Annotated in this window: 13 protein-coding genes and 1 riboswitch; of the genes, 5 read left to right on the forward strand and 8 right to left on the reverse strand. The window is 40.8% G+C overall.

Annotated features, from left to right (window positions below; all coding sequences use genetic code 11):
* Positions 1-43: 43 nt before the first annotated feature.
* From M595_RS32875 to M595_RS32675, 7 genes are all read right to left on the reverse strand, one after another.
* The gene (locus M595_RS32875) at positions 44-793 is read right to left on the reverse strand and encodes a sulfotransferase family protein (protein ID WP_338041641.1); all 750 of its coding nucleotides are present in this window, start codon (positions 791-793) and stop codon (positions 44-46) included.
* Positions 794-856: 63 nt separating this feature from the next.
* The gene (locus tag M595_RS07655; protein WP_023065483.1) at positions 857-2467 is read right to left on the reverse strand and encodes a class I SAM-dependent methyltransferase; all 1611 of its coding nucleotides are present in this window, start codon (positions 2465-2467) and stop codon (positions 857-859) included.
* A gap of 53 nt (positions 2468-2520) precedes the next feature.
* Positions 2521-3963 (reverse strand): class I SAM-dependent methyltransferase, encoded by a 1443-nt coding sequence (locus M595_RS07660; RefSeq protein WP_023065494.1) that lies wholly within the window; start codon positions 3961-3963, stop codon positions 2521-2523.
* Between the two features lie 24 nt (positions 3964-3987).
* The gene (locus M595_RS07665) at positions 3988-5394 is read right to left on the reverse strand and encodes an ABC transporter ATP-binding protein (RefSeq protein ID WP_040483753.1); all 1407 of its coding nucleotides are present in this window, start codon (positions 5392-5394) and stop codon (positions 3988-3990) included.
* Between the two features lie 62 nt (positions 5395-5456).
* A complete protein-coding gene (locus M595_RS07670) occupies positions 5457-6287 on the reverse strand; it encodes an ABC transporter permease (RefSeq protein ID WP_023065495.1) in 831 nt (276 codons plus the stop codon).
* 234 nt (positions 6288-6521) lie between these two features.
* Positions 6522-6875: a DUF4278 domain-containing protein gene (locus M595_RS07675; RefSeq protein ID WP_023065504.1), complete on the reverse strand. Its 354-nt coding sequence runs from the start codon at positions 6873-6875 to the stop codon at positions 6522-6524.
* Between the two features lie 43 nt (positions 6876-6918).
* A riboswitch (Glutamine riboswitch) is annotated at positions 6919-7026 on the reverse strand.
* A 129-nt stretch (positions 7027-7155) separates the two neighbouring features.
* Positions 7156-7278, reverse strand: coding sequence for a DUF8629 family protein (locus M595_RS32675; RefSeq protein WP_023065523.1), 123 nt, complete (start codon positions 7276-7278; stop codon positions 7156-7158).
* Between the two features lie 15 nt (positions 7279-7293).
* On the opposite strand from M595_RS32675, the gene M595_RS07680 reads away from it, so the two are divergent.
* The 3 genes from M595_RS07680 to M595_RS07690 all read left to right on the forward strand — a co-directional run bounded on the left by M595_RS07680 (position 7294) and on the right by M595_RS07690 (position 12499).
* A complete protein-coding gene (locus tag M595_RS07680) occupies positions 7294-7953 on the forward strand; it encodes a DNA-3-methyladenine glycosylase (protein ID WP_023065522.1) in 660 nt (219 codons plus the stop codon).
* Between the two features lie 97 nt (positions 7954-8050).
* Positions 8051-9259 (forward strand): NAD(P)-dependent oxidoreductase, encoded by a 1209-nt coding sequence (locus tag M595_RS07685; protein WP_023065515.1) that lies wholly within the window; start codon positions 8051-8053, stop codon positions 9257-9259.
* A gap of 207 nt (positions 9260-9466) precedes the next feature.
* Positions 9467-12499 carry a UPF0182 family protein gene (locus tag M595_RS07690; protein ID WP_023065552.1) on the forward strand — a complete coding sequence of 1011 codons (3033 nt, stop codon included), beginning with the start codon at positions 9467-9469 and terminating at the stop codon, positions 12497-12499.
* A gap of 12 nt (positions 12500-12511) precedes the next feature.
* On the opposite strand, the gene M595_RS07695 is transcribed toward M595_RS07690, so the two are convergent.
* Positions 12512-13258, reverse strand: a complete 747-nt coding sequence (locus M595_RS07695; protein ID WP_023065490.1) for a creatininase family protein — start codon at positions 13256-13258, stop codon at positions 12512-12514.
* Between the two features lie 515 nt (positions 13259-13773).
* On the opposite strand from M595_RS07695, the gene M595_RS07700 reads away from it, so the two are divergent.
* Positions 13774-14514: a winged helix-turn-helix domain-containing protein gene (locus M595_RS07700; protein WP_023065562.1), complete on the forward strand. Its 741-nt coding sequence runs from the start codon at positions 13774-13776 to the stop codon at positions 14512-14514.
* Between the two features lie 90 nt (positions 14515-14604).
* Positions 14605-15578: alkaline phosphatase PhoX (locus tag M595_RS07705; protein WP_023065578.1), on the forward strand; the 974-nt coding region annotated here is incomplete at its 3' end.

Consider the following 15578-nt stretch of genomic DNA (forward strand, 5'->3'; position numbering starts at 1 on the left):
TAAAACTTGTGACTCTACCGGGGTTAACCCACGACTGAGATTTTCAGCTAATGCTTCGAGTTGTAAATAGATCGGAAGAATCTGGAAAACATTGCTTAATCAGTTGAGGTCTGGGAGTCGCTAAAATATTGTCAACTAATAAAGTTGGGTCAAAATTATCTTCTGGAGGTGTGGGTAAATCCAGGTTGAATTTAGTATTAATTGCTTGAATAAACTCTTGCGGTTTGGTTCCAACTTTATAGACATTTACTAATAAACTTTGCTTGTGATTTTCTTGATAAAAATCGAGAACCTTTTTGTTGTAATACATCCACATTTTTACCGCCAATTCTGGAGATTTTATCAGCGTTAAATCAGTAGAACGGCGATAAAGAGAATCAACAACTTCCCAGGGAGAACGATAAACAAATATAAAATGAGCAGGCGGCAGCATTTCCTGCCAAAAGTTTAAAAATAATGTTGTTCTCGGGTCTTTCCATCCCCAAGGATGCTGAGAATATTGGTTGTTTTGAATTAAACTTTCAGCTTGTTCAATCTGCTGTGAATTTAGGTAAATATTCGACTGAAATGTACACCCCAACTCATCAATATTATGGTCGTGTAAAACTCCCTTGTGAAATTCGACAAAATCGACATTTTCAAAATGTCCTTTAACATTGCCATAATTTGCTCCAACAAGGCGTTTCCCAATATTAACGCCCAAACGTTGTAGTAAAGATGCCGTCAGAGAAGTTCCGGAACGGTGCATTCCAGTAACAATAATAATCGGTGAGTGACTTTCAGCTTTCTCCATCGTTTTTAGGTGATTTTTCAAAAGTAACTAATAATCCTTTTTTCTCCCTCAAATCCTTTTTAATCAATCGTTATCCGATAAACCCATAGCACGCCTCAGTTTAAACCATTTTGTCCTCAATTTCCAAAATTTACTACTTTCCATCGCCTGAATGCGGTTTTGTGCCTGTTCAAGCAGAACTTGATGGGATTCTAGTTGCCCTTGACATTGACCCACTTCCGTTTCAGTTTGTGTGAGTTTCGCTTCACATTGTCCGAGTTGGGCTTGCACAAAGTCAAGTTGTGTTTCACATTGTCCGAGTTGGGCTTGCACAAAGTCAAGTTGTGTTTCCCTCTGCAAGAGTTCGGCTTGGGTTTGTCCTAGTTTTTCCTCAGTGTCAGTCAACTTTACTTGAGACTGTTCAAGTTGAGTTTGAGTCTGATGTAATTGGGTCTGAGTTTGGTCTAATTTTACCTGCTTTTGTTGCAGTTTGACTTGCATTTGGTGTAAGTCCGTTCGCCATGAAATCAGATGAGTGTGCCATTGGGTTTGAGGAATGAGTGATTTCACAAAATCGGTTTCTATAATCCATTCCAAACCCGCAAAATTCACGGCTCGAATGATGAGAATATCTTCGGGTGAAAACTGATGATTGTTAATTTCACAAGACCAACCGGAATATAATGCTTCGGGTCGATTAAAATGCTGCACTAAATCGGGTCGTTCAGTCTGAGGTTGACAGTGTTGAATCAACTGATTATTGACTATCATTTGAATTGTTTTAACTTGACTATTGGGATTAAAATCAACCGCCCAACCTTCTAGATAGAGATTACCATTGGGTTTAAGTTCACAAATATCTAAATAGCCGAGAGGATGATAGTTGAAGTTTATTTCTGTTAAACTATTCTGTTTTTTTTGAGTGACAACATACAAATCTTGATAGTTACTCAATCCTTTTTTGACGCGGGAAATAGTGGCTTGATTTTGACTCACTTTACCTATTAATTCGTGAATGTAAGATTCAGTCACATAGGTTGTCCCGTATTCATTCCGGTCAAGAAACTGACTCTCACTACTTTCGATTGAAAAGACAATTCCTTCGGGTAACATTTTGACCTGTGAAGGCATAACAGCCTCATCTAACACACTAAAAATTAGTAAGCCTTCAGGAGTTAAAAGGTCATAAAGTCGCTGCATCCAACGAGTGAAAGTTCGCTGAGGCATATGGCTAAAAAATGAGCCTGCATAGATACAATCAAATTTTTTATCACTCGGATAATCTTCAGGTTCACGAGTAGAAACAATACCATTCACCCCAAAGGTTTCTCTCTGAAACTGAACCGCATTGGCATAAATATCCGATACCCAAACCTTTTCGGGAGGGATTTCTTGAATTAAAAATCGGGTCGAACGTCCATAACCACAAGCAAAATCTAGAAAAGAATCAACTTGAGCAAAACTGCCAAAGTGTGTATTAATAATTTGTCGGATAGAATCAATAATAGAACGTCCTAATAAATAATAATAGACTAAAGCGCGATCACTATTGCGGTCTTCTGACTCATCCAACTGATACAAATACATTTCATCGTCGGCTGCAATTTGAGGCTGAAAGGTTTGGGGCGAGTGGGCGAGATGTTGAGTTATAGTCTTAACAATGGGGTTATTCTCTACAAAACGATTGTTTTCCATAGTTTGTTTTAAGGTTAAATGTTTTTTGAGGTTTTATATTTATATTGATATTTTTATCTTTTGAGAACAGTTCCTAACGCTTGTTGAAGTTTTAGCCATTGGGTTCTCAGTTGCCAAAACTTGCTACTTTTCATGGCTTTAATTTCATCGTTTGATTGTTTCAATAGAAACTGACTAGATTCAAGGTTAAACTGACAATTCCCCAATTCGGTTTCAAGTTGTGTTAATTTATCTCGGGCTTGGGCTAGGGTTAATTCTGTAAATTCGAGTTGAGATTGTGTTTTTTGTAATTTAGTTTTATACTGCTTTAACTGGCTTTGAGTTCGAGAACGTTCCTCTCGCCATTGAGTTCTCAGGATCAAGTTTTTAACAGTTTCTACAGCAATAATCCATTCAAGTCCTGCTGTATTTTTTGCCTTGATTAAAACAATATCTTGAGGTGAAATTAGATTTGAATTTATTATACAATTCCATCCTGATTTAAGGGCTTGAGAGGTTTTAAAATATTCGACTAAATCTGGACGTTCTATTGAAGGCTGACAGTTTTGAATGACTTTGTTATTGACAATCATTTGAACGGACTCAACAGAACCATTCGGGTTAGAATCTATCGCCCAACCTTCAAGCTGAATGTCTCCAGTTGGGGTGATGTTACAAGCATCTAGATAACCTTGAGGATAATACTTAAAGTTTAATGTCGTAAAATCTTGATTGGGCTGAGGGGTAACTACATATAAATCTTGATAGTTACTTAATCCTTTTTTTATCCGATAAATCGAGGCTTGATTTTGACTAATGTGATTAATTAATTCGCGAATATAAGTTTCATTCACATAAGTTGTACCATAATCATTGCGGTCAAGTAACTGACTTTCGCTACTTTCAGTTGAAAAGAGAATTCCCTCTGCTGACATTGGGGTATATGACGGTAAAGTTTCCTCATCTAATACACTAAAAATGAGTAATCCTTCAGGATTTAATAAATGATAGAGTTGCTGCATCCAAGGTTTAAAGGTTTGGGGCGGCATATGACTAAAAAACGACCCCGCATAGATGCAGTCAAACTTTTGCTGAATTTGATAATCTTCGGGGTTGCGAGTCGAAATAATACCATTCACCCCAAAATATTCAGTTTGAAACTTCACCGCCTCGGCATAGATATCGGATGCCCAAATATTTTTAACTGGCATTTCTTGAACCAAAAACCGCATCAAGCGACCGTATCCACAGGCAAAATCGAGAAAGGATGAAATTCGTTCAAAACTGCCAAAATAGTGATAGATAATTTGTTGGATAGAATCAAATAATGTCCGACCCAAGCTATAATAATTCACCAGAGCTTGATCAATGTTCTGATCTTCGAGTTCATCAAAGTGATACAAAAACATCTCATCGGCGGCGGCAATTTTGGGCTGAAAAGTTTGGGGATAGCGAGCCAAATGCTGAACTAAAGTTTCAACAATAGGATTATTTTCAACAAAACAATTGACTTCCATAGCCGAAATTTTGATTAACGATAATTAAAGATATTGTTGTATTTCTTGTTCCGGTTTAACTTGACCCGAAGTTACGGTTAATTTAGGTTCAACGAGTAAGTCTACAACTCCCGTACCGCAAGAACTTTCACAAGGTTGAACTCTAAACATGGCGACATCAATACATCGGTCAAGATAGGTAAATTCGCCCTCTACAATTCCCGATACTCCGGCATTTAAAAAGTAAACATCCGGTGCCAGTAAACATTTAAACTTGAATTCTAACACGAGTTGGGTTTCGGGTTCGATGTGTTTAATAAATTGGGATGAAGCGAGGAAAGAAGCACCTGCAAGTTCAAACCCACTGACGGTTTTTACCAACATTCCAAAGCGGACGTGTGAGGCGGCTTTTTGAAAGTCTACGGTGTAGGTATAAACATAATCATTCCGAGCGATAATATGATTAACTCGTTCCCCTTTCGGAGTCGCAATATAAGGATCACGAATTTCGGCACCGCGAGAAGGATAATGAATAGGATTATCCGGTTTTAATTTGGCGTCATAATAGTCATAGTAATCTGCTTGTTTAGACTCAGTGTGCTGAGAGTTGGCTTGACTGCGGTGATATTTTTTCCACTCTACTTTTTGAAACACTTCCTGGGGCTTAAAAGACGCTTTCAGATGCCGAATTTCTTCTCGTAATCGTTCTGATTCGGTGGCATCGGCGTAGATCATTTTTTGATACTTTGATATAATCATTTTAGGGCTATGTTCGAGCAAGATTTCACCCCGATCCATCAAAATAGCAGAATCACAAAGTTGAGTCACAGAGGAGGCTGCGTGAGAAACAAAGAGAATTGTTCCGCCTCGGTCTTGTATTTCATGGATACGACTAAAACATTTGCGTTGAAAGGCTTCATCCCCCACAGAAAGGGCTTCATCGACCACTAAAATATCAGGATCAGAACTGGTAGCGACGGCAAATGCTAATCGCACATACATTCCGCTAGAATAGGTTTTAACGGGTTGATTGATGAAGTCTCCAATGTCTGCAAAGGCGACAATTTCATCAAATTTTTCTTCAATTTCCTGATGCTTTAGCCCCAGTAATTGACCGTTAAAAAACACATTTTGTCGTCCGGTAAATTCGGGGTTAAATCCACTTCCAAGTTCTAACAAAGCCGAAACTCGCCCCTGAAGTTCTACACTTCCTGTCGTTGGGGTCAGCGTGCCGACAATAATCTGAAGTAGGGTACTTTTTCCCGAACCATTTCGACCGACAATGCCTAAAGTTTGCCCTTTATAAACGTGTAGATTAATCTCTCGCAACGCCCAAAATTTCTCAGCGAGTTGCTGATGGGGCAAAAAAATCTCCTTAAGTCGGTCAACCGGATGTCGATACCGCTTAAAACACTTGGAAACGTTACTAACTGAAATTGCAATTTCGGACATTCGTCGTTTACTAGCTACCGAGACATCGTAATCGGTTGTTGTGTGAAAAAAACGATTGGCAATTACAAAACATCTGCAAAAGCCGGACGCAAACGTTTGTAGACCCACACACCGCCATAGAATATAATGATAGAGACGATAGAAGCAGTGGCAAGTTCTCCCCAATGCTCAATCTGACCCTTGAGTACGATATCACGGTAGGTTTCAGCAAGTGCCGTAATCGGATTTAACCAAAACACCCAAACCTGCCAAGCTTCGGGAATTTTAGAAGCGGGATAAACAATCGGAGTCGCATAAAACCAGAGATTGAGAATCACACCCAAACTTTGAGGAATATCTCGCAAAAAGACCGTTAAACCTGCGCTTAGATATCCTAAACCTGCGGTGAGGAGAAGTTGAGGAATCCAAACCAAAGGTAACAGCCACAAACTAATCGTTGGTTCCGGGACAATCACTAAAGTTAACCCGACCAAAGCCACTAGCCCAAAGCTACTCTCGATAAACGCAGAACAAATCGGTACCAAAGGAAGCAGTCCCAATGGAAACACCACTTTTTTGACTAGGTTAGGCTGTCCCACAACAGAAGTCGTGGCTTGCGTCAGTCCGTTGGTAAAGGCTAACCAAGGTAACAATCCTGCAAATAACCACAACCCAAACGCCAGCTTATTATCAGCCGGAACCCCTTGAATATCAAGTTTGACTTGCAGGACGATTGAAAAGACATAGGTAAAAATCAGCAGTTGGACAAGCTGATTGAGAAGCGGCCATAAATTCCCTAAAATGGAACCTTTATAGCGGGCTTCCAAGTCTCGTCGTACTAGGGTAATCAGTAAGTTCAGTTTGATCGACCACTGATTCTCTAGCAATTGTCGGCGGAGGACAACGCTTTTCATAGATCTGACCAATTTCTGTTTCCTCGTCCACTACACACACACCACGACTAGATTATCCTCAGACCCGTTCCTGAAGTTTGCACCCAGAATCGGCGACGATGGAAAACTGTCAGCATTTAGCTTAGTCTATAAGTGTGCCACATCAACGTAACTTCTGGGTCATTGTCCATAAAAAAACACCCCACGATGGGGGTGCTAACTTCTACAACAGAGGTTTATTGAACAGTCAATTTCCTACACAGGGCTATAGGTCGCTGGGTTGTTGAGGTTCAGTCCGACTTCATCAGCCAAACGGTTCAGCATCGACTGTTCACGCTTCATTTCAGAGCGTTCGTGCTTTAAAATTAGAATTCGGGATTTCTCTGCAATGGTTAGGGGAGCTTCTGTCGGGCTTTCCGTAGAGACGGAATTATTGCCATATTTAACCCCACGATAGGTGAGATTGTGACTCGGTTGCAAAATTGGGGGTTTCTTCATGTTGCAAAAACGCCAGTCTTGTCCCCGATATTTTCCGGCGACTGCTCCAGTTGAAGTGGCTACTTCCGGCGGATTGTATTCGTAATCTATTCCACGATAGGTCAGTTTCATCTTGATCGCCTCTCCTTTTTAATGCGATGGGTTGACAAAGTGAGGCGCGTTCCTTCGGGAATGATGATTTCCCTACTTCCGTCTCTCCTATCTCGATGATTTTCCTGACTATACCTAGATCAGCGTTCTCCAGATCAGAGAGATGAACGTTTTCTTTTTTCTGTCTGTATCTATTGTTACGCTTTTTTAGAAAAATGTCAAGTGTCTATCACTTTTGCCGGAAATAGGCAGAAGGCAAGAAGCAATATCTCCCTACCTCCCAACCTCTCCAACTCCCTATCTAGTGGGCGCAACCATTACCGTGATAATCATCGCTATCATAGAAACCGTTTTTGGTGCCGAAGAACAAACAGGAAATCGTAAATAAAACGGTTAATCCTGCCAAAATCAACTTAACTTCCATGGGAAACCTCCAGTAATGAATACCAATTTTAATGAGATTGTAGACGCGACTTGGCTATCTCGTCCATCTCCTACCATAGCGTTAGAATTATTGGGTTGTACTGTGGTGCGACACCTTCCCAATGGTGAACAAATTCGGGGCGTGATTGTGGAAACAGAAGCTTATACCGAAGGTGATCCGGCTTGTCATGCTTACCGCAAACGTACCCCTCGCAATACTGTCATGTTTGGGCCGGCGGGGATGAGTTATGTTTATTTAATCTACGGAATGTACCACTGTTTAAATATCGTCACAGATGAGGATGGAATCGCCAGTGCCGTGTTAATTCGGGCTTTAGAATTGTCTTCTATTCCTGAGTTTCTTCAACAAGATTTAAACTTCCCGGTAAAAAGCGATCGCCACCTTAAGAAACCCTTAAAAAAAGATAAATTTTCTCGTCTGGCTGCGGGGCCGGGAAAACTCTGTCGAGTGTTAAAAATTGATCGCACATTAACCGATTTACCTTTGCATCCCGACGGGCCTTTATGGTTAGAACATCGAACACCTACATTTCAACAATCAGTTAATAGCGGTAAAATTCAGTTTGTACAAACCACCCGTATTGGTATTACTCAAGGAACCGATTTACCTTGGCGGTGGTATATTGCCGACTGTCCGGCTGTGTCTCAGTGTTAATTTAAGTCTTTTATTCTCAACTTGTCATTGAGAGTACAACAAAGTATTTTCTGTTTGACTATTATTCTTGCATTAACTCAATGATGAATGTAAATTGATGAAAATTGGAATAATTCGAGAAGGAAAAGTCCCCATTGATCGCCGTGTTGCCCTTTCTCCCCAACAATGTCAAGCCGTCAAAGAAAAATTTCCCACTGTAGAACTGATTGTACAAACTAGCCCAATTCGTTGTTTTACCGATACCGAATATCTACAACAGGGTTTAGAGGTTCGTGAAAATGTGAGTGATTGCGATATTTTATTGGGCGTGAAAGAAGTTCCAATTTCAGACCTAATCCCAAATAAAACTTATCTATTTTTTTCTCATACCATCAAGAAACAACCCTACAACCGCCAACTCTTACAAGCGATTTTAGATCAAAATATTTGTTTAATCGATTATGAATGTCTCACCAATGAAAGGGGAAGTAGGGTGATTGGCTTTGGTCGATATGCAGGAATTATTGGTGCCTATCACGGTTTGGATGCTTACGGAAAACGAAATCATCTTTATCAACTTAAACCCATTTTAGACTGTGTGGATATTAACGAGATGAAAGCCGAATTAGCAAAAGTGAAACTTCCGGCGATTAAAATCGCAATTACTGGAGGTGGGAGAGTCGCCACAGGAGTAATGGAAATCTTAAATTTAATTGGAACTTCATCGGTAAGTCCTGCCGATTTTTTAACGAAATCTTACCCCGAAACAGTTTATACTCAACTAAATTCAATAGATTACAATAAAACCCCCGATGGTTCTCCGTTTATTGAAGCAGATTTTTTTCAATATCCCGAACAATTTGAAGGGGATTTTTACAAATATACTCAAGTTACAGATTTACTCATTGCTGCGGCTTATTGGCATCCGGATTCTCCCGTGTTATTGACCCCTGAAGACATCCAAACTTCGGGCTTTAAAATTCAAGTAATTGCAGATATTACCTGTGATATTGAAGGTTCAATTCCTTGTACAAAACGCACTTCTACTTTAACCGAACCCTATTTTGATTATAATCCTCACACTCAACAATTAGAACCCGCCTTTTCCCAAGACAAAAATTTGACAATTATGGCGGTTGATAATCTTCCCAGTGGACTCCCCCGTGATGCTTCAGAAGACTTTGGAAACCAACTGATAGAAAATATTTTTCCTTTTCTATTGGAAGAAGATTCTATACAAATGATTGCACGGGCTACAATCGCTAAAAATGGAACGCTAACGCCACCTTTTCAGTATTTACAAGACTATACCGAGGGAAAAGAATAAATGGCAAAACTAGCTTACTATCCTGAATTTTCTGACAAAATCTGCCTCTTTAAAAAAACTTAATATCATTTTTAATGCTTTTACGGTAAGATTAGACCATATGATAAACTTTAGCCTTCCTATGGCTTCCAGATCCCCCTACACCGAGAATTCTGGCGGCTAAGTTCGCAAAACCTCTCAACTTTGGCATTCTACCTTTGAATTTCAATGGCGATCAAATCCCGATTTTTCCAAGCAATTCTCCTCCTCTTTGGGTTGTGGCTATTCACTGATTTAGTCACTCATCTTGTGGCAGAGGGATTTTGGTTTCAGGAATTGGGATATTTATCTGTTTATTGGTTACGATTAATCACTCGGGCAATTCTGTGGTTTTTCGGCTTAACTATTACCGCAGGTTTTTTACTGGGAAATCAATTGATCGCGAGTCACTACAAATATCCTCCCCCGACCCCTGCGCGAACTCAGAGAACTTCTTTTTTCCCCCCTGAACCCGCCCCAAAAATTGCGGCTTTAGAGTTAACTTGGTTGCTCGTCTTTGTCATTAGTCTATCGCTGTTACTGGCTTTAGTTGTCTTGCATTATGGAACCATCTTTATCGAATATTGGAAACCCGATTTTTCTGAACCCTTAGTTGCGCCTCTCCTCCCGGATCGCTTTGATGTCAAACCCCTATTTGAACTGATTCGACAATTTGTTTCTCAGTGGTGGTTACTGGGAATTTTAGTCATTATTACTTTAGTCTTAATTTTAAAACTAGAATTTTCTTTAATTGCGATCGCCGTATTTCTCAGTTTAGGGTTTGGGTTGGTTTTATCCAGTCATTGGACAAACGTTCTACAATATTTCAATCCCACTCCATTTAATCAAGCCGACGATATTTTCGGGCAAAATATTAGCTTTTATATTTTTAGCTTACCCATTGCCCATCTACTCGAATTCTGGCTAGTGGGATTATTTTTATGTGGATTAGTCTCTTGTAGTCTGATTTACCTTCACTCTGGAAATAGTCTTAGTCAAGGACGATTTCCCGGTTTTTCCCAACCCCAACAGCGACACTTACACGCGCTTGGTGGAATGCTAATGTTAAGTGTTGCCTTTAAACATTGGCTATCTCGGTATGAACTGCTTTATTCTCAACGCGGCGTTATTTTTGGGGCGGGTTATACCGATGTCAATGTGCAGGCACCCGCCGATTTAATGCTTTGTTTTGTTGCCATTATTATTGCAATTTTTCTGTTTTGGCAAGCCTTTTTCTCCGTCAAAGCAATAAAACCTTATATCGATAAAATTTTAAAACCCTTTAGACAGCGTATCTACCGAAAAAAGATCGAATCAAAAGCGCGATTATTCGCCGATAGTTATTCACTCCGGGCGATTTTAGGATGGTATCTAACAATTGCCTTTATTGCAGGTTGGATACTCCCAGAAACCGTTCAACGGTTAATCGTACAACCCAATGAAATTGAACGAGAATCCCCCTATATTGAACGCAGTATTGGCTATACTCGTCAAGCCTTTAACCTCGATGAAATCAACTCAGAAATTTTTGATCCCCAAGGAGAACTAACGTACGCCGATATTCAAAAAAACGATCTCACCATTAAAAACATTCGACTTTGGGATGAACGTCCTCTCCTACAAACCAACCGTCAATTACAACAAATCCGTTTATATTACGAATTTCCCGATGCAAATGTTGATCGATATACATTACTCAAACCCCCGGCTGAACAAACCCCCAGAGATCGAACTGAAAAGCAACAAGTTTTAATAGCAGCCCGAGAATTAAACTATAATTCAGTACCCAGTGAAGCCCAAACCTGGGTGAATAAACATTTAGTTTACACTCATGGTTATGGGTTTACACTGTCCCCTGTCAATACCGTCGCAGAGGGAGGACTACCGAATTATTTTGTCCGAGATATTGGCGCCGATCCCAAACTCGATCCTGAAAGTACCTTAGAAGTTGATCAACGAGTTCAGTATAGTATTCCCATCGGAGAACCTCGCATTTACTACGGTGAACTCACCAATACCGATATTATGACTTCGACTCAAATTAAAGAGTTAGACTATCCTTTAGGCAGTGAAAACACTTATAATACTTATGATGGTCAGGGAGGAATTTCAATTGGTCGGGGATGGCAACGGTTACTGTTTGCTAAACATTTAAAAAACTGGCAAATGATATTTGCCCGGAATTTCTTACCCGATACCAAGTTACTTTTTCGTCGAAATCTCAAAGAACGAGTCAAAATGATCGCGCCTTTTTTACGCTATGATAGCGATCCTTATTTAGTTGTTGCCGATGCGAATTTAAACTGGCCTGATAATCAAGCATCCACACCTCCGAACTATTTATATTGGATAATTGATGCCTATACGACTAGCGCCCGTTATCCTTATTCTGACCCGGGACAGGAACAATTTAACTATATTCGCAACTCTGTTAAAGTCGTTGTTGATGCTTATAATGGTACGGTTCGATTTTACTATTTAAACGATCCTGAAGATCCAATTTTAACCACTTGGCGAACGATTTTTCCTGACTTATTCCAACCCATTCAAGAAATGCCCGGAACCTTGTATGTACATATTCGCTATCCCGTTGATTTATTCAAGGTTCAATCTGAACAATTACTCACCTATCATATGGATGATGTACGAGTATTTTATAATCGAGAAGACCAATGGCGAATTCCGAAAGAAATTTATGCTAATGAACCTAAATCAATAGAACCTTATTATTTAATTATGCGGCTTCCTGAAGAAAGCAGCGAAGAATTTATATTACTACACCCCTTTACACCCGCCAGTCGAATTAATTTAGTAGCTTGGATGGCAGCCCGTTCTGATACTCAACAATATGGTAAATTGTTATTATATCGCTTTCCCAAACAAGAATTTATTTTCGGCCCCGAACAAGTCGAAGCCTTAATCAATCAAACCCCAGAAATTTCCGAACAAATTTCGCTGTGGAATCGTCAGGGTTCCCGAGTGGTTCAGGGAAACTTATTGGTGATTCCGATTGAGAAATCCCTGCTTTATGTCGAACCCATTTATTTAGAAGCGACTGAAAATAGCCTCCCGACTCTTGCCCGAGTGATCGTTTTTTACAATAATAGTATTGTGATGAGATCGAGTTTGCAGGAGGCGCTGGAGGATGTTTTTGAGGAGGAACCGACAGTCGCCCCTACTACCGTTCCCTCTCCGACTAATGTGGATATTCTGGGGGAGTAATCTCAACTTATCTTAAATTTTATTCACGAATTCTAGATAGTTATTACTGAGATATTTCACGGCTAATTCATACAATTGTTTTCCGTGTTCAGGAGTAGCTAAAGCCGGATTTGATCCCATCCGACCATCGGGATAATGACGGCGAAAATCAGCCGCCCCATAAATGGGATAACCTTTCGCCACATCTTCAGATAAAGGGGCTTGTTTAATCGCTTCTGGATACAAATATTGAGTTACAGCCACTTCACTCGGGGTGGCGTGAGAACCCTCTTGATCAGCGTAAAGTTCCTTGGCGAGTTTGTACACAGACTTACACATAAACCAATTTCCCACCTGACATTGTACTTGGTCAGCGTTGGGGAGGTGAAGGTCAGCAAGATGGGCATAAGTTTCGGCAAAAGCGGCTTTGAGTGTGGCAATATTTCCCCCGTGACCGTTGATGAAGAAAAACTTCCTAAAGCCATGTTGGGTTAAAGATGTGATATAATCCTTGATTACGTTAATTAACGTGCTAGGCTGGAGACTCATCGACCCAGGAAAGGCCATGTGATGCAGTGCCATTCCCACGTTGATAGTCGGGCTAACTAGGGCATTTGTTGCTTCTCCGGTACCTTTGGCGATCGCTTCAGCACAGATAGCATCGGTGCCAATCAGTCCAGTCGGCCCATGTTGCTCAGTCGAACCAATCGGGATAATCATGCCTGTAGAGTGGGATAAATAGGTTTCGACTTCCGGCCAGGTGCTTAGATGTAATAACATTATATGAAGTTAAAGAGGTTAAACTGCGGATTGTTAATTTAGGGATGAAATTTTTCCTACACCAGAACAGTTTAACAGTCAAGGCAATGATCCCGCTAAAATTAAAGCGATGTCTATCAAGCAAGCCTCGGAGTCCGGTCAAAATTCTTTAACCCACAGAAAATTTCTTAACCAAAAGATTACCAATTGTTTACCTGGTCTTAACCTTTTACTCATACAATTCAAACTGTATCCCCTTTATTAATCCGATCAACCCGATTTGGAGTAGATAATGTTTAGAAAACTCGCATCGAAGTGGTTAGATGAGCGAGTGAAGAGTTTGTGGCTCACCTTTGTGAGTGGGGATTTTCGATCAATTCTACCCCTAACCTCTCAATGTGGGCCTACCCGTCAATGGCAGCATATCTACGTTGGATGGATTGTCGAGAATTAACTTTCCTCAGTCATTTACTTCGACTAAAAGTTAAATCTGATGACTACGACAATTTCACACAATCCAAACAGTAGGAATATTTATGTTTTCTCCCGATTTAGACAAGAGTTCTTATCGTGCTGACTTGAAATATGCAGGTCAAATCTTGCTATTGGAACATGAAGAACCCTGGCGGGATATGCTGTCTTTAGCCCTCAAAGAACATGGCTATACTGTGGTCATTGCCCTAGATGGGCGCGAAGCTTTACCCACCGTTCATAGCCCCTCATCTAAGATGAGTGAATTTCCATTCAATCTATTAATACTAGACGCAGTTAATGGTCTTGATCTGTGTCGAATGTTACGGCATCAAGGGAATCCCGTTCCTATTCTAATTATCGGTACAAAAGAAACTTCCAATAACTGTGCATTTTACTTAGAAGCTGGGGCTGATGATTACCTCAGCAAGCCATTTGGCATGAGAGAATTTATCGCTCGCTGTCGGGCTTTGATGCGTCGTCAGCGTCTATCTCAGCTTCCAGGCCCGGTCATGTTGCAATATAAAGATATCATCCTGTATCAAGAAGAATGTCGGGTCGTGGCTCGGGGTCAAGAGCTAAAACTTTCGCCAAAACAATTCCGCTTGCTAGAACTGTTTATGAGTTATCCCCGTCGAGTGTGGTCTCGTGAACAATTACTCGATTTGATTTGGGGGCCTGACTTTATTGGAGATAGCAAAACGGTTGATGTTCATATTCGTTGGTTGCGAGAAAAACTCGAAATCGACCCCAGTAATCCTGAATATATTGTCACTGTGCGAGGATTTGGGTATCGCTTTGGATAGGGGAAAAACAAGGTAGCACAAAGCGATTGGGAATCGTTAAAATAATGAAGGGTTCGACCACCAGCTTCTCTCCTCCTCCTCTAATATTTTATGAGACTCAAACGTCGAGAATTTCTGTTATTCCTCGGTGCAAGCTTGAGTACAGCAAGCTTAAGTTCTTGTGAAGATAAAAATCTTTCACTTGATCCCAAATCTTCGGTAAAACCTCCTAAAACTCCCTTGAGTTTTCAACCCGTTAAAGGGCCGATTCCCCTAGCAACAGACGTTGTAGAAACCCAAGTCGGACAATTCATCCCCATTCGTACAGCTTCAGCCTCCAAACAACAAATTCAAGCCTATAAAACCTATGAAGTTGTTGATGATCTCGTCCTTCCAGAAGGGTTTACCTATGATCTAATTGCCGCTTGGGGTGATCCAGTCGGGGACTCTCGATTTGGCTACAATAATGATTATTTATCCTTCATCGAAACTAATCAAAACGAAGGGTATTTAACCATAAATTTTGAATATATTAGTTCAGCAACCTGGGTGCAAACCTACGAAAAAGTAATCGGTAAGAGTTTACCCATTAAAACTATTGAAACCGCTCTCAAAGCCGAGAAAAAACCTCGAATTAATGCCTTTGCATTGCCTGCCAATGATGCAGTCCGACAAGCCATTCGAGAAGTCTCCCAAGAAGGGTTAATCGATGTGGGAATGGGTGTAATTTCCATTCGTCGTAACAGCGAAGGCAAATGGGAACGCACCTACTCCGCCGCAGATCGACGGATTACTGGAATTTCAGGGTGGATTGATAGCCGTTATCTGAAGTCAACTGGGCCTGGAGTTGCAGTCTTTCGTAAAAAAGGCAAAGGCTACAGCGACGGACTCGGCGATCGCATTATTGGCACCTTTGGGAATTGTGCAGGGGGAACAACCCCTTGGGGAACCGTATTTAGTGCCGAAGAAAATTTTCAAGCCCACGTCCCCGAGGATGTCTATCCCGATGGCACCGCTGTGAATCCGAGTGAAACCCCCTTTTCCGGAAGGTTAGGCGGATTGGGAAATGTGTTCGGACTGGCGGG

The organism is Lyngbya aestuarii BL J, assembly GCF_000478195.2.
GTDB lineage: Bacteria > Cyanobacteriota > Cyanobacteriia > Cyanobacteriales > Microcoleaceae > Capilliphycus > Capilliphycus aestuarii.